The organism is Herbaspirillum sp. SJZ099, assembly GCF_007828355.1.
Taxonomy (GTDB): domain Bacteria; phylum Pseudomonadota; class Gammaproteobacteria; order Burkholderiales; family Burkholderiaceae_D; genus Herbaspirillum.
This window is the reverse complement of the sequence record NZ_VIUO01000007.1, coordinates 26,620-47,806: the sequence shown is the minus strand read 5'-3', so window position 1 is coordinate 47,806 and position 21,187 is coordinate 26,620. Positions and strand designations below refer to the sequence as shown.

The 21,187-nt window shown below is 64.7% G+C and carries 18 protein-coding genes; 8 read left to right on the top strand and 10 right to left on the bottom strand.

Features of this window, described 5'->3' with window-relative positions:
* Positions 1–15: 15 nt before the first annotated feature.
* Positions 16–1,269, bottom strand: coding sequence for an MFS transporter (locus FB597_RS15255; RefSeq protein WP_144769990.1), 1,254 nt, complete (start codon positions 1,267–1,269; stop codon positions 16–18).
* Between the two features lie 137 nt (positions 1,270–1,406).
* On the opposite strand from FB597_RS15255, the gene FB597_RS15250 reads away from it, so the two are divergent.
* From FB597_RS15250 to FB597_RS15240, 3 genes are all read left to right on the top strand, one after another.
* A complete protein-coding gene (locus tag FB597_RS15250) occupies positions 1,407–1,892 on the top strand; it encodes a helix-turn-helix domain-containing protein (RefSeq protein ID WP_144769989.1) in 486 nt (161 codons plus the stop codon).
* A 141-nt stretch (positions 1,893–2,033) separates the two neighbouring features.
* Positions 2,034–2,300: a helix-turn-helix transcriptional regulator gene (locus FB597_RS15245; RefSeq protein ID WP_144769988.1), complete on the top strand. Its 267-nt coding sequence runs from the start codon at positions 2,034–2,036 to the stop codon at positions 2,298–2,300.
* The gene (locus FB597_RS15240; RefSeq protein ID WP_255517190.1) at positions 2,294–3,676 is read left to right on the top strand and encodes a type II toxin-antitoxin system HipA family toxin; all 1,383 of its coding nucleotides are present in this window, start codon (positions 2,294–2,296) and stop codon (positions 3,674–3,676) included. Before FB597_RS15245 ends, FB597_RS15240 begins: the two co-directional genes overlap by 7 nt.
* Positions 3,677–3,719: 43 nt before the next feature.
* Here the strand turns inward: FB597_RS15240 and FB597_RS15235 are convergent, their stop codons facing one another.
* The 7 genes from FB597_RS15235 to FB597_RS15205 form a co-directional block, all read right to left on the bottom strand.
* Positions 3,720–5,357, bottom strand: coding sequence for a methyl-accepting chemotaxis protein (locus tag FB597_RS15235; protein ID WP_144769987.1), 1,638 nt, complete (start codon positions 5,355–5,357; stop codon positions 3,720–3,722).
* 38 nt (positions 5,358–5,395) lie between these two features.
* Positions 5,396–6,124 carry an amino acid ABC transporter ATP-binding protein gene (locus FB597_RS15230; RefSeq protein WP_144770051.1) on the bottom strand — a complete coding sequence of 243 codons (729 nt, stop codon included), beginning with the start codon at positions 6,122–6,124 and terminating at the stop codon, positions 5,396–5,398.
* Between the two features lie 57 nt (positions 6,125–6,181).
* Positions 6,182–6,922: an amino acid ABC transporter permease gene (locus FB597_RS15225; protein WP_144769986.1), complete on the bottom strand. Its 741-nt coding sequence runs from the start codon at positions 6,920–6,922 to the stop codon at positions 6,182–6,184.
* Between the two features lie 10 nt (positions 6,923–6,932).
* Positions 6,933–7,625, bottom strand: coding sequence for an amino acid ABC transporter permease (locus FB597_RS15220; protein ID WP_141918131.1), 693 nt, complete (start codon positions 7,623–7,625; stop codon positions 6,933–6,935).
* 182 nt (positions 7,626–7,807) lie between these two features.
* Entirely contained in the window at positions 7,808–8,620 is an 813-nt protein-coding gene (locus tag FB597_RS15215) for an ABC transporter substrate-binding protein (protein ID WP_141918209.1), read from the bottom strand.
* 123 nt (positions 8,621–8,743) lie between these two features.
* On the bottom strand, positions 8,744–9,898 hold the full coding sequence (locus FB597_RS15210) for a pyridoxal phosphate-dependent aminotransferase (RefSeq protein ID WP_144769985.1): 1,155 nt from the start codon (positions 9,896–9,898) through the stop codon (positions 8,744–8,746).
* A 96-nt stretch (positions 9,899–9,994) separates the two neighbouring features.
* Positions 9,995–10,678, bottom strand: coding sequence for an RraA family protein (locus FB597_RS15205; protein ID WP_141918123.1), 684 nt, complete (start codon positions 10,676–10,678; stop codon positions 9,995–9,997).
* A 316-nt stretch (positions 10,679–10,994) separates the two neighbouring features.
* Between FB597_RS15205 and FB597_RS15200 the strand changes: the two genes are divergently transcribed.
* From FB597_RS15200 to FB597_RS15180, 5 genes are all read left to right on the top strand, one after another.
* On the top strand, positions 10,995–11,951 hold the full coding sequence (locus FB597_RS15200; protein WP_141918119.1) for a LysR family transcriptional regulator: 957 nt from the start codon (positions 10,995–10,997) through the stop codon (positions 11,949–11,951).
* A gap of 346 nt (positions 11,952–12,297) precedes the next feature.
* Positions 12,298–12,777, top strand: coding sequence for a hypothetical protein (locus FB597_RS15195; protein ID WP_255464111.1), 480 nt, complete (start codon positions 12,298–12,300; stop codon positions 12,775–12,777).
* A 590-nt stretch (positions 12,778–13,367) separates the two neighbouring features.
* On the top strand, positions 13,368–14,492 hold the full coding sequence (locus tag FB597_RS15190; protein ID WP_144769984.1) for a M20/M25/M40 family metallo-hydrolase: 1,125 nt from the start codon (positions 13,368–13,370) through the stop codon (positions 14,490–14,492).
* Positions 14,493–14,776: 284 nt separating this feature from the next.
* Positions 14,777–16,399 (top strand): methyl-accepting chemotaxis protein, encoded by a 1,623-nt coding sequence (locus tag FB597_RS15185; protein WP_144769983.1) that lies wholly within the window; start codon positions 14,777–14,779, stop codon positions 16,397–16,399.
* A 588-nt stretch (positions 16,400–16,987) separates the two neighbouring features.
* Positions 16,988–17,392, top strand: coding sequence for a DUF4148 domain-containing protein (locus tag FB597_RS15180; protein ID WP_144769982.1), 405 nt, complete (start codon positions 16,988–16,990; stop codon positions 17,390–17,392).
* A gap of 219 nt (positions 17,393–17,611) precedes the next feature.
* Here FB597_RS15180 and FB597_RS15175 read toward each other — a convergent pair whose 3' ends face one another.
* Complete coding sequence (locus FB597_RS15175; RefSeq protein WP_144769981.1) at positions 17,612–18,739, bottom strand: mechanosensitive ion channel family protein; 1,128 nt, start codon at positions 18,737–18,739, stop codon at positions 17,612–17,614.
* A gap of 120 nt (positions 18,740–18,859) precedes the next feature.
* Positions 18,860–20,956, bottom strand: coding sequence for an FUSC family protein (locus tag FB597_RS15170; protein ID WP_255517189.1), 2,097 nt, complete (start codon positions 20,954–20,956; stop codon positions 18,860–18,862).
* Positions 20,957–21,187 lie beyond the last annotated feature (231 nt).

Genomic DNA, 21,187 nt, shown 5'->3' with positions numbered 1-21,187 from the left:
GCCTGATGCCGGCATTCAGTCGCGCGGCATCAGGCGCAGCGTCAATACCCACCACAACAAGGCCGCCAGGCTGACCGCTGCGCCGAGAACGCAAACCCCACCCCAGCCGGCATAGGCGTACATGTGCGTGGCCGCCAGCGCGCCGCCGCCGCTGCCCACCGCGTAGAACATCATGTAGCAGCCGACCATGCGGCTGTGCGCTTGCGGTTGCGCGCGCAGGATCAGGCTTTGGTTGGTGACATGGATCATCTGCCCGCCCAGGTCCAGCAGCAGGATGCCGGCCACCAGCGCCCACAGGCTGGTATCGGCAAAAACCAGCGGCAGCCACGACAGCAACAACAGGAGCAAGGCGCCGCCGGTGGCGTACCGGGCCAGGCCGCGGTCGGCCCAGCGGCCGGCGCGGGCCGCTCCCAGCACGCCAATCACCCCGACCAGGCCGAAGGCGCCGATGGCGCCATGCGACATCGCATGCGGCGGCGCCGACAGCGGCAGCACCAGCGCGCTCCAGAAAATATTGAAGGCGGCGAACATCAGCAGCGCCAGCACGCCGCGCACCTGCAACACCCGCTCGCGCAACAGCAAGCCGGCCATCGAACGCAACAATTGCCCATAGCGCATCGATGGCGCCGCTGCGGGCGCCGGCGGCAACATGCGCGCCAGGCCAATGGCGGTGGCCGCGATCATTGCCGCCGAACACAGGTAGACCAGCCTCCAGCCCCCTACATCAGCCAACAACCCCGCGACCAGACGGGCCAGCAGCAAGCCGATGACCACGCCGGCCTGCACCGTCCCCAGCAACGCGCCGCGCTCCTGCGGCGGCGCCAGCGCGGCCGCATAGGAAATCAGTCCCTGCGTCATCGCCGTACCCAGCATGCCCACCGCCAGCATGCCGGCCAGCAGCATCCACACCGACCCGCTGGCGGTCACCGCAAGCAGAAACACGGCCAGCGCCGCCGCCTGCCATAGCATCAACCGGCGCCGCGACAGCAAGTCGCCCAGCGGCACCAGCAGCAACAAGGCCAGTGTGGAACCGACCTGGGTGGCGCTGATCACCATGCCCACCGCGGCGGTAGCGATGCCGAAATCGGCAGCCAAGGCATCCAGCAAGGGCTGGGCATAGTAGACGTTGGCCACGCTGATGCCGGCGGCGATGGCGAACAGCAGCGTCAATGTCCGGCTGAGGGCCGGCTGCCGGCATGGCCGGGATGGCAGGCAAGGAGTCGCGGTTAATATCGATGTCGCTGTCGAATCCGGTGCGGCGGATGGCATGGGAAGCCTTTCAATGTAGTTGCATTTCAAAACCATTTGGAGTGTAAGCGATTATGGTTTTAAAATGCAACCAGACTGGCAGCAGGGTTTTCAGCTGCCGCTTCGACAACGCAGCTGCGACCGACACCGCCATTCCCATGCCCGCCGACAAGAAACCCGCCCTCCAGCCCCATGCGGCTTATGCCCAACACTGCCCCGTAGGTCGTTCGCTCGACATCGTCGGCGACCGCTGGGCGCTCCTGATCGTGCGCGACGCTTTCGACGGCCTGCGCCGCTTCGGCGAATTCCGCGACAACCTGGGCGTGGCGCGCAACATCCTCACCGACCGCCTGAAGAAGCTGACCGAGGCCGGCATCCTCGACAGCGTGCCGGCCTCGGATGGCAGCGCCTACCAGGAATACGTGCTGACGAAAAAAGGCGAGGCGCTGCTGCCGGTGGTGATCGGCCTGCGCCAATGGGGCGAGCAGCACCTGTTCGCGCCGGGCGAAAGGCATTCGCAACTGGTGGAAAAGAAAAGCGGTAAGCCCGTGCCGCGCATGCAGCCGACCGGACACGACGGTAAACCGCTCGCGGCGCATCAGGTGGAAGTGAAAAAGGCGCCAGGCAGACGCATGCCTGAATAGATGAATCCGCCTTCGATACAAATCACAATGTGTTAATTTGAAAAACAAATCAAAATTTGTATATCAAATAAACAAATCTTGATACGTAAAGCATTAAAACATAGTATGATTTGTTTCACGTGAATACATACCAAGGTTTGTATGGCTGAATATCCCATCAGAACCGCTGCCCAGCTGCCCGCCATCCTGCAGGCTTACCGCAAGCAAACCGGGATGACCCAGACCGAGGTTGCCCATCGGCTCGGCGTTACGCAGCAAACACTTTCCGCCATGGAGAGGAACGCCGCCAAGGCAAGCGCCGACCGCCTGCTCGAACTGCTCAACATACTGGGCGTTGAACTGGTACTGCGCAAAGCCGACGCCGACGTTCCCAGTTCTGCATCCATGCCGGATACGCCACGATGGTAACGGCACGCCGCAACAGAACCAGGGCGCTCACCTTATGGATGAACGGCGCCTTTGTCGGCACCTGGCAACTCGGCCACGGCGGCGATGTTCTGCAATATGACGAGCAATGGACCAGATCCGGATTGGGCCGGCCATTGTCGTTGTCGCTTCCTTTCAGGCCCGGTAATCCGCCGCACACCGGCGACGTGGTGCGTCACTACTTCGACAACCTGCTTCCCGACAGCAGGGAAATCAGGGAACGGATTGCGCGCCGCTATCAAGCCGCGGACACGGACGCCTTCGGCCTGTTGGCAGAAGTCGGCCGCGACTGTGTCGGGGCGCTCCAGATTCTCCCCGCCGATACGGCGAATGCCCCGCAGCTGCCTGTCGAGGCCATCCACCTGACAGAGCAGGAAATCGCAGAGCTATTGCGCGAGACCTTGATGCCTGCGCCTCTGGGGCTTCCGGAAGCCGAGGATTTTCGGATCTCGATTGCCGGCGCACAGGAGAAAACCGCACTGCTGAAGTATCTCGACCGGTGGTGCATGCCACATGGCCCGACACCCACAACCCACATCTTCAAACTCCCCCTGGGGGCGATAGGCGGCCTCAAGCTCGACATGCGCGACTCGGTCGAGAACGAATGGCTATGCGCCAAGATCCTGGCCGCCTATGGCATGCCGGTAGCGCCTTGCGACATATTGACGTTCGAAGACCAAAAAGTATTGGCGGTAGAGCGCTTCGACAGGCAATGGTGGATGGATCCAGCGACCGGGCAGTGGAATCTGCTGAGACTCCCCCAGGAAGACATGTGCCAGGCAACCGGCACCCCGCCATGGCAGAAGTACGAATCGGACCATGGCCCGGGCATGAAGGAAATCATGGAATTGCTGTCCGGCGCTATCGACCCCGTGACAGCGCGGAGGACTTTCTTCAAGGCCCAGGTGCTGTTCTGGATGCTGTGGGCCACGGACGGCCACGCCAAGAATTTTTCCATCTTCCTCAAGCCCGACGGCAAATACGAACTCACGCCTTTATACGATGTGCTGTCGGTCTTTCCGATTATCGGGGAAGGCCCGGGCAAGCTGTCGGAGCATAAGGCCGCCATGGCAATGGCGGTACGGTCGAAGAATCCCCACCGGAAAATGCGGGAAATCCAGCCCAGGCATTGGCATGGGGTCGGCATGCACTACGGCATCGTTACCGAAGATGGTGACGGTCCCAATGCGATACTCAAAGAACTCGCAGATAAAACACCTGACGTTATTTCAGGCGTGCGCAAGGAACTGCCTGCAGACTTTCCGGAATATGTCGCGGACAGCATCCTCAACGGGCTCAATGACTCCGCGGACAAGCTCGCGGCATATCTCCGATTGATGGCCACGGCGGAAAACTAGCGCCCAATAAAAACGGGCCGGGGGATACCCAGCCCGGAACAAGCTATACGCCGATGGCTCGCATCGCCGGCGCCTCCAGAGGTTCTGGCTGGACCCGCGCCTGACGCAGGGCGGGCGACTGGTCATCCCCGTCAACCTCGAACACGCTGACCAACTGCGCCAAACCGGCCGCCTGCTCGCGCAGCGACTCGGCGGCGGCCGCGGCCTGTTCGACCAGGGCCGCGTTCTGCTGGGTCATGGCGTCGAGATCCGACAAGGCGGCGTTGACCTGGCTGATGCCGCTGTTCTGTTCGACTGCAGCCGCCGTAATTTCACCGATCAGGCCGCTGACGCGATGGACGTCGCCGACGATCTCCTGCATGGCGGCGCCGGCCTGGCCGACCTGTTCCGAGCCGGCGGCCACCGTGGCCAGCGAACTGCCGATCAGCTCCTTGATTTCACGCGCGGCCTGGGCCGAACGTTGCGCCAGCGAACGCACTTCGGAGGCCACCACCGCGAAACCGCGGCCCTGCTCGCCGGCGCGGGCGGCTTCCACCGCCGCATTCAATGCCAGGATATTGGTCTGGAAAGCGATGCCGTCGATCACGCCGGTGATCTCGGCGATCTTGCGCGAGGAGCCGGAAATCTGCGCCATGCGCTCGACCACGTCGTCCATCACGCTGCCCCCGCGGGTGGCCGATTGCGCCGCCTGGGTGGCCAGCTGGCTGGCCTGGCGCGCGGTATCGGCCGACTGTCCGATGGTGCCGGCGAATTCTTCCATGGAAGCGGCGGTGACCTGCAGATTGCCCACGGTCTGCTCGGTGCGGTACGCCAGCTCCTGGTTGCCGCTGGCGATTTCCGAGGTCGCGGTCGAGACCGAACCGACGCCGCTGCGCACTTGCGCCACCAGCGTGCGCAGGCCATCGGCCATCCGTTCCAGCGCCTGCTGCAGCTGTCCGAACTCGTCGCGCCGGTCTTGGCCGCCATCATCCCGGCCGCGCAACAGGTTGCCGTGTGCGATACGCTCGGCCTGTTCGACGGCACGCGCCAGCGGACGCGTGATGGAACGCGCGATCAGGCGCGCGGTGGCAAAGCCGATGGCCAGCAGCAAGGCGGCGCCGATGAGGCCCGCGCTCATCAGCCGGCGGCTTTGCGCGCCGACATCGGTCACCACCTGGTCGCGCTGCTGCTCTTCTAGGGCGACGAACTTCTTGAGCGCGCCGAGATAAGCGGCGATGGCCGGCTTGAGCTCGTTGTCGATCATGGTCTGCACGCCGCCGATATCGCCCTTGTAGGAGAGTTCGGAGGCCGCCTTGGAGATGCCGGCCAGCCTGGCGCTAGCGGCCTCGATGGCGGCCAGCGAAGCGCGATCGCCGTCGCTCAGCGCATGCGAAGCGAGCTCTTTTTCCAGCCTGGCCATCTGCTCGCGACCGGCCTGCACTTCCTGTTCGTAGCGCATCGCCAGGTCGCCGTCGGAAGTGTTGAGCGCGCCCACCATGCGTTCGCTGGTCAATTCGGCAGTACCCAGCCAGCGCACCGCGGTGATGATGCGCTGGTCATAGTCGCGCACCGACGCCTGCGCCTGCTCCATGGTCAACACCGTGGTGTACTGGGTGGCGGCCGCCACCGACAGCATCGCCACCATCAGGCCGGTAATGCAGGCCGACAGGCGCGTCGAGACGCGCACGTCATTCCATTTCATTGGCTTCCCCTTGTTTTTCCTTGTGTCCGGCGCCGGCTTCAGTGGTCGCGCAGTTCGGCCAGGAACTTGCGCGCGCGTTCGCTCTGCGCACGGGTGAAGAACGCTTCCGGCGTACCGGTCTCGACCAGCTTGCCGTGGTCCATGAACCAGACGCGGTCGGCCACTTCACGGGCGAAGTTCATCTCGTGGGTGACGCACATCATGGTCATGCCTTCGCGCGCCAGGCCCTTCATCACTTGCAGCACCTCGCCCACCATCTCGGGGTCGAGCGCCGAGGTCGGCTCATCGAACAGCATCGCGGGCGGGTCCATCGCCAGCGCGCGGGCGATCGCCACGCGCTGCTGCTGGCCGCCGGAAAGCTGCCCCGGAAAAGCTTCCGCCTTGGCCGCCAGGCCGACGCGCTCAAGCAGTTCCAGCGCCCGCACGCGGGCGTCGACGCGCTTTTTCCTGAGCACGTTGATGGGCGCCATCATGATGTTCTCCGCCACCGACAGGTGCGGGAACAGGTTGAAGCTCTGGAACACGAAACCGACGCGGCTGCGGAAGTGGTTCACGTCCAGCTTGGGGGCGTGGACGTCTTGCCCGTCGAATACGATGCGCCCCTTCTGGATCTCTTCCAGGCGGTTGACGGTACGGATCAGGGTCGACTTGCCCGAGCCGGACGGGCCGCAGATCACCACCACTTCGCCCTTGGCGACTTCGGCATTGATGTCGGCCAGCGCGTGGTAGCTGTCGTACCACTTGTTGACGCCTTCGAAGGAAATCATGGCCGTGTTGGTTGCGGACGGGTTGTTGCTCGCCATATGCGTTGCTCCTCGTTGGGTTCAGGCTGCGACCGGCGGCGCTGCCTGCGCCGTCGGGTTCACGGGGTTGGCCGCACGCTTGGCGGCGATGCGCTTTTCCAGCACGCGCGCCATGCGCGTGAGCATGAAGCACAGCACGAAGTACATCAGCGCCAGCAGGATGAAGACCGGGAACGGCTTGGTCAGCAGCATGCTGTTGATCTGGTTGGCGGCGAAGGTCAGTTCGTTGACGCTGATCACATAACCCAGCGAGGTTTCCTTGATGTTGGAGACGAACTGGCTGATCATCGCCGGCAGCATGTTGTACAGGGCCTGCGGCAGCACCACCTTGAACATGGTCTGCAGGTAGCTCATGCCCAGCGCGCGCGAAGCCTCGACCTGGCCGCGCGGCAGCCCCTCGATGCCGGCGCGGATCACTTCGGCCAGGTAGGCCGCCTCGTAGATCACCAGCGTGATGAGCATGGTGGTGAAGCCGGAAACCGTGCGCCCGATCAGCAGGGGAACGAAGAAGTACACCCAGAAGATGAACATCACCAGCGGCACGCCGCGGGCAAGGTAGACGATGACGGTGGCCGGCACGCGAAACACCCGCAGCGGCGAGACGCGCCCCAGCGCCAGCAGCAGGCTGACCGGGAAGGCCAGCGCCAGGCCCAGCACCGAGAGCAGCAGCGTGATCGCCAGGCCGCCCAGCGGGCCGTGCGGATATTGGCCCACCAGCAGCAACATCCAGTTGTCGCGGATGATGTCGTAGATATCGTTCATGGCGTTCCCTTCAGCGCGTCTTGATGCGGTAGCGGTTTTCCAGCGCCGCGCCGATGGCCATGATCAGCAGCGAAATGCCGAGATAGATCGTGGTGGACAACAGGTAGATTTCCACCGTGCGGAAAGACTGGCTCTCGATCTCGCGGGTGGCGTAGGTCAGTTCGGCCACGCCGATCACCATCGCCAGGCTGGTGTTCTTGAACAGCAGCACGCTGTAGCTGACCAGCGTAGGCAACGCCAGCCGCAGCGCCTGCGGCAGGATCACCAGGCGCGAAGCCTTGAGATACGACAGCCCCAGCGCGCGCGCCGCTTCCATCTGCGCGCGCGGGATCGAACGGATGCCTGCGCGCAGGCCTTCGGACATATACGCGCCCATGGCCAGGCCGACCGCGATGGTGGCGAACAGGAAATCGCTGCGGTGCATGTTGAACCACAGCTGTACGGAATCGGGCAATAGCGTGGGCACGCCGAAATACCAGAGGAAGATCTGCACCAGCATCGGCACGTTCTGGTGGTATTCGACATAACCGGCGACGAAGCCGGTGGCGACGCGGTTGTTGGTCATGCGGATCACGGCCAGCACGATGCCGACCGCCATGGCCAGCAGCCACGAATAGGCGGTCAGCTTGAGCATGGTGATCACGCCCTCGATGATCATGCGCGGGTAGTCGTCCCGCAGCAGCACCGAAAAATCCAGTTTCATGGAGTACTCCTGCAATGCGCTGCGCCGGACCTTGTTGGGTCCGGCGCGGTCGGGACCGCCTTGCGCGGTCCGGTGATGCCGGCGCCCGGACGATGCCGGCGCCGTGCATTCTCAGAGCCTGTTCACGATCTTGCCGGGAGTTGGCCGACCGCCCTTTCAGGATCGCGAACAGGTTCCTGGCATCAGCCCTTGATGGGCTCGATCTTGAAGTCGCGCTTGAGCTTGTACTGGGTCGAGGGGCCGAACCACTTGTCGAAGATCTGTTGCGCTTCGCCCGACTTTTCCATGCCTTCCAACGTGGCGTTGACTTGCTTGATCAGGCCGCCCTCTTCCTTGCGCATGCCTACGCCCCACAGCTCATTGATCAGCGGCGGGTTCAGGATGTCGATCGGCGAGCTGCTTTCGACTTGCGCCTGGAACTTCGAGAGCATCAGTTCGGACACGGCGAAACCTTCGACCTTGCCCTGCTGCATCGCCAGGAAAGCGGCCGGCGGATCCTGGAAGGTGGTCACGGAAGCGGTCGGGATGGCTTTGCGCACGGCCAGTTCCGAAGTGGAACCCTTGGTCGCGGAAACGCGCTTGCCGCCCAGGTCGGCCGGCGACTTGTAGCCGGAGCTGCGCTTGACGGCAACCTTTTGCGGGCTGGCGTAATAGGCGTCGGAATACGCGATCTGTTCGGCGCGCTCGGCGGTCCAGCCGAGGTTGGCGATCACGATGTCGACCCGGTTTTGCTGCAGCTCGGGAATGCGGGCCGCGACCGAAATCATCTTCAGCTCCAGCTTCACGCCGAGGTTCTTGGCGATGGCCTTGCAGAAGTCGACGTCATAGCCCTGGATCTCGCGCGTTTGCTGATTCGGGAAGCTGAACGGCTCGGCAGTGCCCAGGGTGCCGCACACCAGGGTGCCCTTTTGCTTGATGTCGGCCAGCTGGTCGGCTGCGGCGGAGAAGCTCGCCGCCAGCAGGGCGACGGCCATAACGGTTTTCTTGAAGTTCATCATGATCCCTCCGGTTAGATGGAGCGCGTGATGCACGCTCCCGGTTTGTTCGCGGCCTTTCGAATGACCGCTGTGTGAAGCCGGCCGGTAAAGACCGGCCGGCAAGTTTTACTGAACCCGCGCTTACTTCAGCGCCGCGACCGCGGCGGCAAGCTGGGCGCATCCCTGCTCGATCTGTTCCAGCGAAGTCGCGAACGAAAAACGCAGGTAACCCGGCTGGCCGTAAGAAGTGCCGTCGATGGTGGCCACCCCGGCTTGTTCGAGGAAGTACATCATCACGTCCACATCGCTGGCCAGCGTCTTGCCTTGCGGCGTGCTCTTGCCCAGCAGGCCCTGCACGCTCGGGAAGATGTAGAAGGCGCCATCCGGCGCCAGGCAGCGCATGCCGTCGATGGCATTGACCAGCGCGACGATGCGCTCGCGGCGCTGCGCAAACAGCGCCGCGCCTTCGGCCACGCATTGCTGCGAACCGGACAACGCCGCCACGGCAGCGGCCTGGCTGACGCCGGCAGCGCAGGTGGTGCTCTGCGTCATCAGCAAGCCCAGCGCCTGCATCAGCGGACGCGGTCCGGCGCCGTAACCGATGCGCCAGCCGGTCATCGCATAAGCCTTGGAAACGCCGTTGATCACCAGCGTGCGTCCGGCCAGTTCCGGCTGCACCTGCAGCGGCGATACGTGCTGCGCGCCGGCGTAGACGAAATGCTCGTAGATCTCGTCGGTCATCACCCACACCTGCGGATGGCGCATGAGCACCTCGCACAGCGCTTTCAGTTCGCTTGCGGTGTAGACCGCGCCGCTGGGATTGTTGGGCGTATTGAGCACCAGCCAGCGGGTGCGCGGCGTGATGCTTTTTTCGAGTGCGACGGCGGTCAGTTTGAAGCCGGAGCTTTCGTCGCAGCCGACGATGACCGGCGTGCCGCCGTTGAGCGCCACCATGTCCGGATAAGACACCCAGAATGGCGTCGGAATGATGACTTCGTCGCCTTCGTTCAAGGTTGCAGCGAAGGCATTGTAAATGATGTGCTTGGCGCCGATGCCGACCACGATCTGGTCGACGCCGTAGGAAAGCGAGTTCTCGCGCTGCAGCTTGTCGGCGATCGCGCGGCGCAGCGCCGGGGTGCCGGTGGCTGCGGTGTAACGGGTGTGGCCGGCGCCGAGCGCGGCGATGCCGGCCTCGACGATGTGTTGAGGCGTCGGGAAGTCGGGCTCGCCGATGGTGAAATCGATGATGCTGCGCCCTTCGGCGCGCAAGGCGTCGACGCGAGCTTTTGCAGCCATGCTGGGGGATGGCTTGACGCTGTCAAGCCGATGGGCAGGCAGGAAATCCAATGCAAACTCCAATGTGGTGAAAACAGGGGGCGATGCCGGCGCGGTTCACAGGCCGAACGGCGTCAGTACGCGGGCCAGCCATTCCTGCTCGACGCGGCCGTTGGCGATTTCAGCCTTGATGGCCTCTTCGTACGCCTGGGTCTTGCGGGCGGCGTCGATCAGCGACTCGGCCTGCGCCTGCGGGAAGCACACCAGGCCGTCTTCGTCGCCGACCACGATGTCGCCGGGATTGACCACCTGGCCGCCGATGGTGACCGGCACGTTGATGTGGCCGGGGCCGTTCTTGTAGGGGCCGCGGTGCGAGACGGCGCGCGCATAGCAGGGGAAGTCGGCCTCCAGAAAAGCCGCGGTGTCGCGCACCGCCGAGTCCAGCACGAAGCCGGCGCAGCCGCGCTGCTGCGCGTACAGCATGATCAGTTCGCCCACCAGCGCATTGCTGGTCTCGCCGCCGCCGTCGACCACCAGCACGTGGCCCGGCTGCATCATCATCAGCGCCTTGTAGATCAGCAGGTTGTCGCCGGGACGGGTCTTGACCGTGACGGCCGTGCCGACCAGCTTCTTGTCGCCATGGATACGGCGCAGGCCGCCCATGCCGCTCAGGCGCTGCAAGTTGTCGGAGAGGTGCGAGACGACGATGTCCTGCAAGGCGGCGACGATGTCGGCCGGGGCCGGCGCGGCAACGGGATTGATCTGGAAAGGCAAAGCGGAAACAGGGACAGTGGTCGCCATGTCGATCTCCTCGGATGCATGTTGTTTTGGTTGATGGCCGCATCATAGGAGCGATAAAAACTCAAAAAAAGCGATATTTAATTATCAGAAATCATCGCTTTTAAGAATGTATTGCACATCCGGCATGAAACGGCTTTGGTGGCGCAGGCGCGCTCCCGGACAACGGGAAAGGCTTCTCGCACAACAAGGAAAACAAAGGGAACACGGCGGCAACGGGCCGGCGATGGCCGGCGGGAGAAAACAAAAGCGATGCCCCGCTTGCACTACAATGCGCCATCCGCCGTGGCGCCACGGCGGCCTGCCAGGAAATGCCCCCATGTTCTCGTTCAAGCAACTCGAAGCCCTCTACTGGATCGCCACCCTGGGCGGTTTCGCGCCGGCCGCGCGCAAGCTCAACACCACGCAATCGGCGGTCTCCAAACGCATCAAGGAACTGGAAGCCAGTTTCGACACCCCGCTGTTCGACCGCGAACACCGCCAGGCGCGCCTGACCGAAAAAGGCGAAGAGATGCTGCTGATCGCGCGCCGCCTGCTGGAGCAGCGCGATATCGCCATCGAGCAGTTCAGCAAGCCCGAGGTGATCGAGCGCCGCCTGCGCATCGGCGTGACCGAACTGACCGCGATGACCTGGCTGCCGCGCCTGGTCAGGCGCATCCACCAGCACTATCCGCGCGTGGTGATCGAACCCGACGTGGACTTGAGCGTGCACCTGCGCGACAAGCTGCAAAACGATGAGATGGACGCCATCATCGTGCCCGACGCCTTCACCGACCCCGGCCTGTCGGCGCTGCCGCTGGCCAGCGTCAAGAGCGTATGGCTGGCGCGGCCGGGGCTGATCGGCGAGCGCAAACGCCCGCTGCGCATGCATGAACTGGCCTCGCACACGATCCTCACCCAGGGCAACAAATCGGGCACCGGCATCATCTACGACCGCTGGATCAAGTCGCAGTCGATCTTCCCCGGCCATTCCTTGAGCTGCAGCAGCGTGGTGGCGCTGATCGGCCTGACGGTGTCGGGCATGGGGGTGAGCTACCTGCCCTACCAGCCCTTGCGCCCGCTGATCGAGAGCGGCACGCTGGAAATCATCGAGACCACGCCCAAGCTGCCCGATGTGCCCTACGTGGCGCTTTACCGCAGCGAGCGCAAGAGCAGCTTCATTTCATCCATCCTGATGCTGGCGCAGGAGTGCTGCGCGTTTTCCGACATGTTCCAGATCGAGGAACTGGCGGGCCAGCAGCATGCCAGGAAACGTAATTCCGGCCCTTTTTTTTAATATTCAGACAATAATTACGCGGGGCGTTGTCGCTTCCGCGTCGGACCGGAGAAAATTTTCATGCGTTTTTTTTGCAGCGCACTATACTTCCATCAATTTCCACAAGGAAATTTTTAGAACGCATCCCATCCATGGGCTTCGCTGTCCGCGCGATGCGTTCTGCCAAGGGCAAGGGACGAGACGCCGCCGATTCCGGCTGGGAAACCGGAGTGGCCGCAAGGCCGGCAGCGCTCGCAGGGGTGGCAGGGAAACCGCATGGGAGCGGCTTCTCCGCCGCGATTGATTTCGATTCAAGCAGGTCGCGCGGGCCTTTGTCGGACCGGCGCCCTGCGCAAACAAGAACAACATGAATCCAACGCCACCGGATTCGGCCGAGTCCGACATGCCGCAACAGATGCGGGTGCGCACGCTGATCGATGAGATCGGCGCGCTGACGCTGCATGTCCAGGAGCTGGGCCGCATGGCCGAAGAGGCCCGCCAGCTGTATGAGCGGGGCGAGATGCCGCCGCCGGACGATCCGCGCCGCTTGATCGACGAGGTCGAGACCTTCCGCCGCAAGCTGGAACACGCCATCGTGCGCATCTTCGAGGAAATCTTCGGGCCGCGCACCGACACCATCGAACGCCAGATGAGCATGCGCCTGATCGCCGAGATCGGGCCGGCCGCTTTCGTGCAAAAGGTACTGTGGGGCGAGGAAATCAGCGACATCGCGCTGACCATCGCCTTGGAACGCATGATCCCTTCGCTGGAAAAGCTGGTGGAGCAATATCCGGCCGCCTTCCTGGAACAAGCCAATTCGGTGCTCGCCCGCTTCAAGCGGCAGTGACGCGCGCGCCGCGACAGGCGGCCACACGCCGCCCTGCCCCTTTACTCCTGCCGGTTCGCGGCGCTGGCGATCCTGGGCATCGTGCTGCTCACCATCGGCTTCTTCACCTCGCACTCGGCCGCCAGCAGCTGGCCCGGCGCTTGTGGCATCCAGGCCGGGGCTGAATACGTTCAAGAAAACACCCGCCCCGGCCGTAATGCCGTGCAGTTAAGCGCTGAACGGCATTTGTGTTTGTGGAGGTTTGTGGAGCCCAGGCTCCGTTCGCCCTGAGTAGCTGCGCAGCAGCGTATCGAAGGGCAAGCAAGACCGGTAAGGCCGACACGCTGGCTTCGATACGGCCCTGGCGGGCCTGTTCAGCCCGAACGGGCTCGGGTGATGCGTGCTTCAGAATTAGCCTTAACTGAACGGCATTACCGACCCGGCCGGTCCCGTTCCGGTTTCTTCATTGGCGCGCCCGGAGCAGGGCCCGCCGCCGCCGGGCGCGGCATGACAATTGCTTGTCACTACGGATAAATGGACAGCAGAATGCCCCATGGCGCGCCATCCCTGGCCGCCGGCTCTAACGCCATCACATCACATTGGAAGCAGACATGGATATCAAGATCCCGGCCGCGGCGGCCGAGCCCGACGTGCCGCTGGCGCAGCAGCTGCGCAGCGACAACGAGGCCCTGCATGGCGCCGCCCACGGCATCACGCGCGACACCTACGGCGCCGGGGAACAGCGCGCGCACGAACTGATGGCATCGACCGCGCGCCGGCTTGGCCTGGAAGTGAGCACCGATGCCGCGCTCAACCTTTACCTGACGCTGCCCGGCCGCGACCGCGCCGCCCCCGCGCTGATGACCGGCTCGCACCTCGACTCGGTTCCGCGCGGCGGCAATTACGATGGCGCCGCCGGCGTGGTAGCGGGACTGTCGATACTGGCCGGCTGGATCGCGGCCGGCATGCAACCGCAATGCGACGTCACCGTCATGGGCGTGCGCGCGGAAGAGAGCGCCTGGTTCCCGCTCTCCTACATCGGCAGCAAGTCGGCGTTCGGCCTGCTTGGCGCCGACGCACTGGAAATCCTGCGCCTGGATACGCGGCGCAGCCTGCGCTACCGGCACGCGCAGGTGCTGGGCAACTATGCGCACTCCGGCGCCACGCCGCGCAGCCATCGCCACGACGCCGTGGCGGCGCTGGCGGAAGTGATCGCCCGCCTGCAGCAGGATTGGGCGCAAATGGAAGCGCAAGGGCATGAGCTGACGCTGACCTTCGGCCAGGTCTATACCGATGCGCAGCAAGCCGACATCAGCAAGGTCTCCGGGCAGGTCAGCTTCGGCGTCGATGTGCGTTCGCGCAGCGTGGACAGCCTGCAGCGCATGGAACGCCACCTGCTGGATGCGGTGGCCGCCGCCGAGCAGAAGCATGGCGTGCGCTTCGCGCTGGGCGAGCGCACCGGCAGCCAGCCGGCGCACATGGACGCGGCCCTGCAAGACGAGCTGCAAGCCGCCGCCGAACGCCTGCGACTGGCGCATCGCCGCCTGCCCAGCGGCGCCGGGCACGATGCCGCGCTGTTCGCCAACCAGGGCATCCCGACCGCGATGCTGTTCATCCGCAACGGCAACGGCAGCCACAATCCGGACGAGGCGATGGCGCTGGACGACTTCGCCGCCGGCACGCGCGCGCTGGCGCAGGTGATGGCGGCGCGCGCCGGACTCGCGCCGAAAGGCTGAGAAAGACTGACGCGCCACGCCATTGCCTGGCGGCGGGTTGTGACGCATGGCAGCATCGCCACAGACCGCCACATGCCTCCACATACCGCGAGGCAACTCTGTTGCTTTCCCGCATCCGCGTGCGACGGCTATTCACGCCGCCTCCAAAAGCCAGTAATCTGGATCGGCAACTGCTGTCGCACCGGGTCGCCTCGATCCGCCGCGGCAGCGGCCACGCCCAATAACAACCAACAACAATAATCCAGAGACCTGTGGCGCAAGCCACCATCCATTTTGCCGACACCATGAATATCCTCTCCCGCATGCGGATTTCCAACCGCCTGACCTTCGGCTTCGCCATCGTGCTGGTGCTGGCCGTGCTTTCAACCTCGATGGCGCTGTACAACGCCAAGCGCAACGCCGACGCCACGCGGCAGATGATGGAGGTCCCGCTGGCCAAGGAACGGCTGGTGGCCGACTGGTTCGTGCTCACCTATTCCGCGGTGGTGCGCACCTCGATGATCGCCCGCAGCACCGATGCCGAGCTCTCCAACACCTTCAAGGAAGACATCGAGGAAAGCGTCAAGAAGGGCAGCGCCATCATCAAGAAAATCGAACCGCTGCTGTCTTCGGATGAGGAAAAGGCGCTGATGGCCGTCATCATCGAGGCCCGCAAGAAATACCAGGGCGCCAAGGAACTGGTGATGAACACGCGCAAGACGGGCGACGCCGCCGCTTCGGAAAAAGCCTACAAGGAAGTGTTCGACCCGGCGGCCAAGGCGTATGGCGCGCAGGTCAACAACCTGCTGGCGATGCAGCGCAACGCCATCGACCGGCTGGCCACCAGCATCGACCAGAGCAGCGAGCGCAGCATGCAACTGATGATCGTGCTGGGCATCCTGCTGGTGGCTATCGGCGCGGTGGCGGTGGTGATCATTTCACGCAGCATCACCACGCCCTTGAAGCGGGCGCTGGACGTGGCCAGGATGGTGGCCGCGGGCGACCTCTCGGCCACCATCGAGCAGCACGGCAAGGATGAGATCGCCGAACTGATGCGCGCGCTGAACGAGATGAACGAATCGCTGCGCACCATCGTCAGCGAAGTGCAGGTCGGCACCGAATCCATCACCACCGCAGCGGGCGAGATCGCTTCCGGCAATTTCGACCTGTCTTCGCGCACCGAACAGCAGGCCGGCTCGCTGGAAGAGACCGCGGCCTCGATCGAGCAGCTGACCTCGACCGTCAAGCAGAACGCCGAGAATGCGCAGCAGGCCAACCAGCTCGCGATGGATGCCTCGGACGTCGCCCGCAAGGGCAGCGGCGTGGTGTCGCAGGTGGTGGAAACGATGAACGAAATCAACCGCTCGTCCAACAAGATCGTCGACATCATCAGCGTGATCGACGGCATCGCCTTCCAGACCAACATCCTGGCCTTGAACGCAGCGGTGGAAGCGGCGCGCGCCGGCGAACAGGGCAGGGGCTTCGCGGTGGTGGCCTCGGAAGTGCGTTCGCTGGCGCAGCGTTCGGCGGCGGCCGCCAAGGAGATCAAGCAGTTGATCGACGATTCGGTGGGCAAGGTCGACACCGGCAGCAGATTGGTCAACCAAGCTGGCGCCACCATGGGCGATGTAGTCGACAGCATCCGGCGCGTGACCGACATCATGGGCGAGATCTCGGTCGCCAGCCGCGAGCAGAGCTCGGGCATCGAGCAGATCAGCCGCGCCGTCACCGAGATCGACGACGCCACGCAGCAAAACGCGGCGCTGGTGGAACAGGCCACCGCCACTTCCGACATGCTGCGCGCGCAAGCGCAAAAACTGGCGGAGGCCGGACGCAAGTTCAGCCTGGGCCATCCATTGCCGGCAGGCGCCGCCCGGCGCGAACGCGACATCACTCCGTCGCCGCTGCAACTGACGCCTTCGGCCTGAGGGCCTGCCGCAGGCAGGTTCCGGACCGTCCCTTGGCGGCGCGCGGGTTCATGCCGTGCGCCGCATCCCATTCCGCTCTTTCCTTCCCCTGGCGGCCGCCCGAGAGCCGCCCCCCTTCAACGGCGGCGCGAGCTGGCGTTGATGATATTCGCCCCCACCTGCCGGGATATGACACAGGAACATGTTTGAAGAACTTGCTCAAATCCATTGAACAAGTTCATTGGCATTTTGTATCGCGGCAATAGGCAACCTCTTGTCCGGCCTCCGAGACTTGGTCGCACCGGCCCGTGCGGCCATGCTGCCATTGATGGCACAATCCCTTGCTGCAGCGGCTTTCCAGGCGATCACGGGCGGTTTTTGCGGGAATCCCGCATGTCGCCGCGATAGGGAAAAATTGCCATAGATTCAATGGTCTTGTACGAAAAAACTGATTGTTCTACTTTTGGGAATTATGTATTCCGGTTTTGCGCCTTTTTCTTGGGCCTTCCGATCCTTACACTTGGTATCACGATGAAAGCGAAAAGCGACTGATCCACAAACGTCGGGCCGGGCTGAATCGCGCATCTTCTCTCTCACAAGGAAACCATCATGAACACCAAGAACATTGCCAGGAACCTCATTGCAGGCCTTTTGTTGAGCAGCGCCGTCGGCGCCGCCATGGCTGAAGCCCCATATCCTCCGGAATCCCCGATCGTGTCGACCAAGACCCGCGCCGAAGTGATCGCCGAGCTGCAACAAGCCCGCGCCAACGGCGAGATCCTGGTCACCGACCAATACCCGATCGACAAGCCTTTCGTGTCGACCAAGACCCGCGCCGACGTGGTCGCCGAACTGAAGGAAGCCCGCGCCAACGGCGAGATGGTGGTCACCGACCAATATCCCGTGGACAAGCCCTTTCGTTCGACCCTGACCCGCCAGCAAGTGCAGGAAGAACTGCAACAAGCCCGCACCCAGGGCAATGTCGTCGGCAGCGAACAGTATCGTCCGCTGTAATCGGGCCTGATGCGCGGCAAGCCCGCGCATCCCCCCGGCGCAGTACGCAGTAACCGGCAGCGCGCGCCATCCGCGCCCGTTGCCAAGGACGCCGGCGATCCCGGCGTGCCAAGCTCTCCCCAGGCGGGCCCCATGAAAGCGACAGTCTCTCCCCTCGGTCGCAAGTAGTGTGGCCCGCCTACCTTTTTGCCTTCCCGTTTTCTCTTCTTCCAGCGTGGTTCAAACGCCGCCTTCCCTGGGCGAGCCATCGATGATGGCGCCCGGCGCGTCGGCATCGGGATCGTTGTGCGCCTGCACTTCGGCGCGCAGGCGCGGCAGCGCGTGGGGATAGTGTTTCGCGATGAAGTCGATCATGTGTTCGCGGATCTGGCAACGCAGCTCGAAAGCGCTGCCGGAGTCGGCGGCGGAGACCAGCAGGCGGATCTGCATGTTGCGCTCGCCGGCGTCGGTCACGTGCATCACGCATACGCGCTTGTCCCACAACGGCAAGGTCCGGCACACGCGCTCGAACTCGGCCCGCACTTGCTGCGTGGGCACGCTGAAGTCCATCCACAGGAACACCGTGCCGAGGATGGTGGAAGAGGTATGGGTCCAGTTCTCGAAAGGGTTTTCGATGAACCATTGCAGCGGCACGATCAGGCGCCGCTCGTCCCAGATCCGCACTACCACGAAGGTGCCGGTGATCTCCTCGACGCGCCCCCATTCGCCCTTGACGATGAGCACGTCGTCGATACGGATCGGCTGGGAAAAGGCGATCTGCAACCCGGCGAAGAAATTGCCAAGCACCGGCTTGGCGGCGATGCCGGCGACGATGCCCGCCAGGCCTGCCGAAGCCAGCAGGCTGGCGCCGAACTGGCGCGCGCCCGGCAGCGTCAGGAGCACGAACGACAAACCCAGCAGCCCGATGATGAAATACGCGCTGCGCGAGAGCACCCGGGTCTGGGTCAGGATGCGGCGCGCCCTGAGGTTGTCGGCAACGTCGTAGGGATTGAGCTTGATGACGGCGACGCTGACCGATTTCACGCAACGGATCAGGAACCAGGTCAGCGCCAGGATCAGCGCCACCGAGGTCAGGTAGGAGATCGAGGTCAGCCCGGGCGTATTGTCCGGCGCGCCGGTCAGCACCAGGCGCAGCAGGAACAGGATCAGGCACAGGCGGCTGGCGTTGTAGGCCACCTCGGTGGCGGTGATGGTGAACAGATGGCCGCGGGCCAGGCGGCGCATCAGGCCAATGCCGATGCGATGGGCGATGACGGCCACCAGCACCGCGGCCAGCGCCGCGCCGAGCACGATCAGGCCCGAACGCAGCGGGCCTTCGTTCATGTTGTAGAGGAAATCCAGGTCCATCGCACTCCTTCCATATGGTGGCCACGGCAATGCCGTGGATGCAAACGCTGTGTTCGCGTTCGAACCGGGAAGGGGGATTTTGTTTCCGCTTTTTGTTTCCGCTGCTTGGCCTGGCCGCGCTCAATGCCGCGCCGGGTCAGGGCAGAGCGCCGCCGCCAGCAGGCACAAGGTTTCCACCGCATCGGCCTGGGCCAACTGGATCGGCGCGGGGCGCCGGCGTGACAATTCATGCAAGGCCGCGCCATCCCGCGCCGCCAACGCCGCGCCCATCTCCTGCAGCCAGGGAACCAGGCCGGCCGCGCCCGGCTGCGGATGCGTCCACACATGGCTGGCGTCCGCCGCCAAGCGGCGCGACAACGCCACGGCGGTGCGGCCGGCGCCGCTTTCGCCCTCGGCCAGGCTGCGCTCGCGCATCAGGCGCTGCAGCAGCAGGCCGGCCTCGACGTTGGCCACGCAGGCATCGCGCCGCCGCGCATGCATGCGGGCGACTTCGGCGCCGTCGTGCCCGGCGCACATGGCGTCGGCCAGGTATGCGAGGTTGAGCTGTACCATGCGCAGCAATTGCGCCCGCAGATCGACCGGCTGGCGGCGCGGCCAGAACAGGTAACTGGCCAGCACCGCCACCGCCGCGCCGATCACGTTGTTGCCGGCGCGCAGCGCGGCGTTGGTCAACTGCTGCGCGGGATCGACCGCCACATCGGCCACCAGCACGAACACCGGCGTGAGGAAAGTCGCATACAAGCCATAGCTGACCGGGCGCAGGGCCATGGTCAGCACCGTCAACGGAAACACCAGCACCGCCAGCGCCAGCGGCGAATGCACCACCAGGCACAAGGCGAGGGCCAGCACGCCGCCGACGATGCTGCCGATGGCGCGCTCCATGCTGCGCGCCCAGCTGTCGGCAATGCTCGGCTGCATCACCAGCATGGTGGCCATGGTGGCCCAATAGCCGAACGGCAGTTCCAGCAGATGCACGATCAGGTAGGTGGCGCCGGCGGCCGCCGCGCAGCGCCAGGCGTGATGCATCTCGGCCGAACCGGCATTGGTGTGCAGCGCCGCCTTGCGCCACAGGGCGCGCGCACGATGCCACAGCGCCCGCAAAACGCCGTCGGCGTCTAAACCGGCAACGCGTGCGGCCTGCTTCAGCCCGGCCGGGTCGATAGCGCCGACGCCCGCGGCCAGCGGGGCCTCCATCAATTGCAGCACGCGCCCGGCGCCGCTGGGCAGGCGCGCCACCAGTTGCCGCAACCGCAGCATGATGCGCGCGTCATCGGCGGCCGCGATGCTGTCGCCATTGGCCATCGCCGCCTGCATGCCTTGCAGCAGTTGCGCCATGCCCTCCAGCACGCGCGCGGTGCGGCGGCCGGCGGCGGGTTCCTGGTAGTGCGTCAGGCGCAGGTCGGCCAGCACGGTGATGCAGTCGAGCAGCTCGCCGGCACGCGCCAGCCGGACCAGCAGGTTTTCGTACAGGCGGCGCGATTCGGTGCGCTCGCCGGCCACCGCGTCGAGCGCGCGGCGCGCATTGGCGATGTCGACGCGCGCATGGCGGCGCGTATGCGCGGCCAGTTCGGCGGCATGCGCCAATTGCACAGGGTCCTGGTCATTGCGGCTTGCGGCGGCGATCGCCGCCAGTTCCGCCAGCGCGCCATAGACCCGCGCCACCGCCTTGCGCGCCGGCGCGAAAGGGTGGATGCGCCAGACCGTCAGCCCCAGCAGCACGGCCCACAGGCAACCGCTGAAATAAATCAGCACATGGCTTTGCGCCAGCGGCCACAGCACTACCGGCGCGTCGGCCATGATGGCCGAGACCCCGGCCGCCAGCATCAGCACCAGCCCGGCGGCAGCGCCGTAGATGCGCGAGAAGCCGGCCACGCCGGCGCAGGCCATGATGGCCAGCAAACCCGCCTCGACGCTCCAGCCGGCGACCGTGGCCGCGAACATGCCGCCCAGGGTGGAGGCCAGGGCGAAGCCGCCCATCGACGCCAACCGCGCACGGTTGGAACCGGCGCTGTCGGCCAGGCAGGTGAGGAAAGCACCGATCGCCGCCCACGAGAACAACGGATTGCCCAGCCATTCGCCCAGCAGCAACATGGCGCTGGCGCCGCAGGCCGCGCGCAGGCCCTCGGACAGGCTGGCGTTGCGCAACGGGAAATCCGCCTGCCAGCGCTCCAGCCGCGCGCGGGCATGGCGCCAGGGGGTTCGGACGAGACCACGCAAGAAAGAAAAACCGGGGATGGATAGCGGCGGCGGCATGCTAAGGGTGCGGCGGGTCGGTCTGAAGTGGGGAGGGGGAAGCCGAGGCCCGCGCGCTTTATTCCCGCAGCGGCGTCATTCCGGTTCCGCCGCCACGGCCGGCAGGCGCTGCAGGCATCGGCAGGAGGCAGTATAGGAAGGCCGAAATATTCTTTGTATGACTTAAGTGCTTATATTTCATTCCAAAGCAGAATA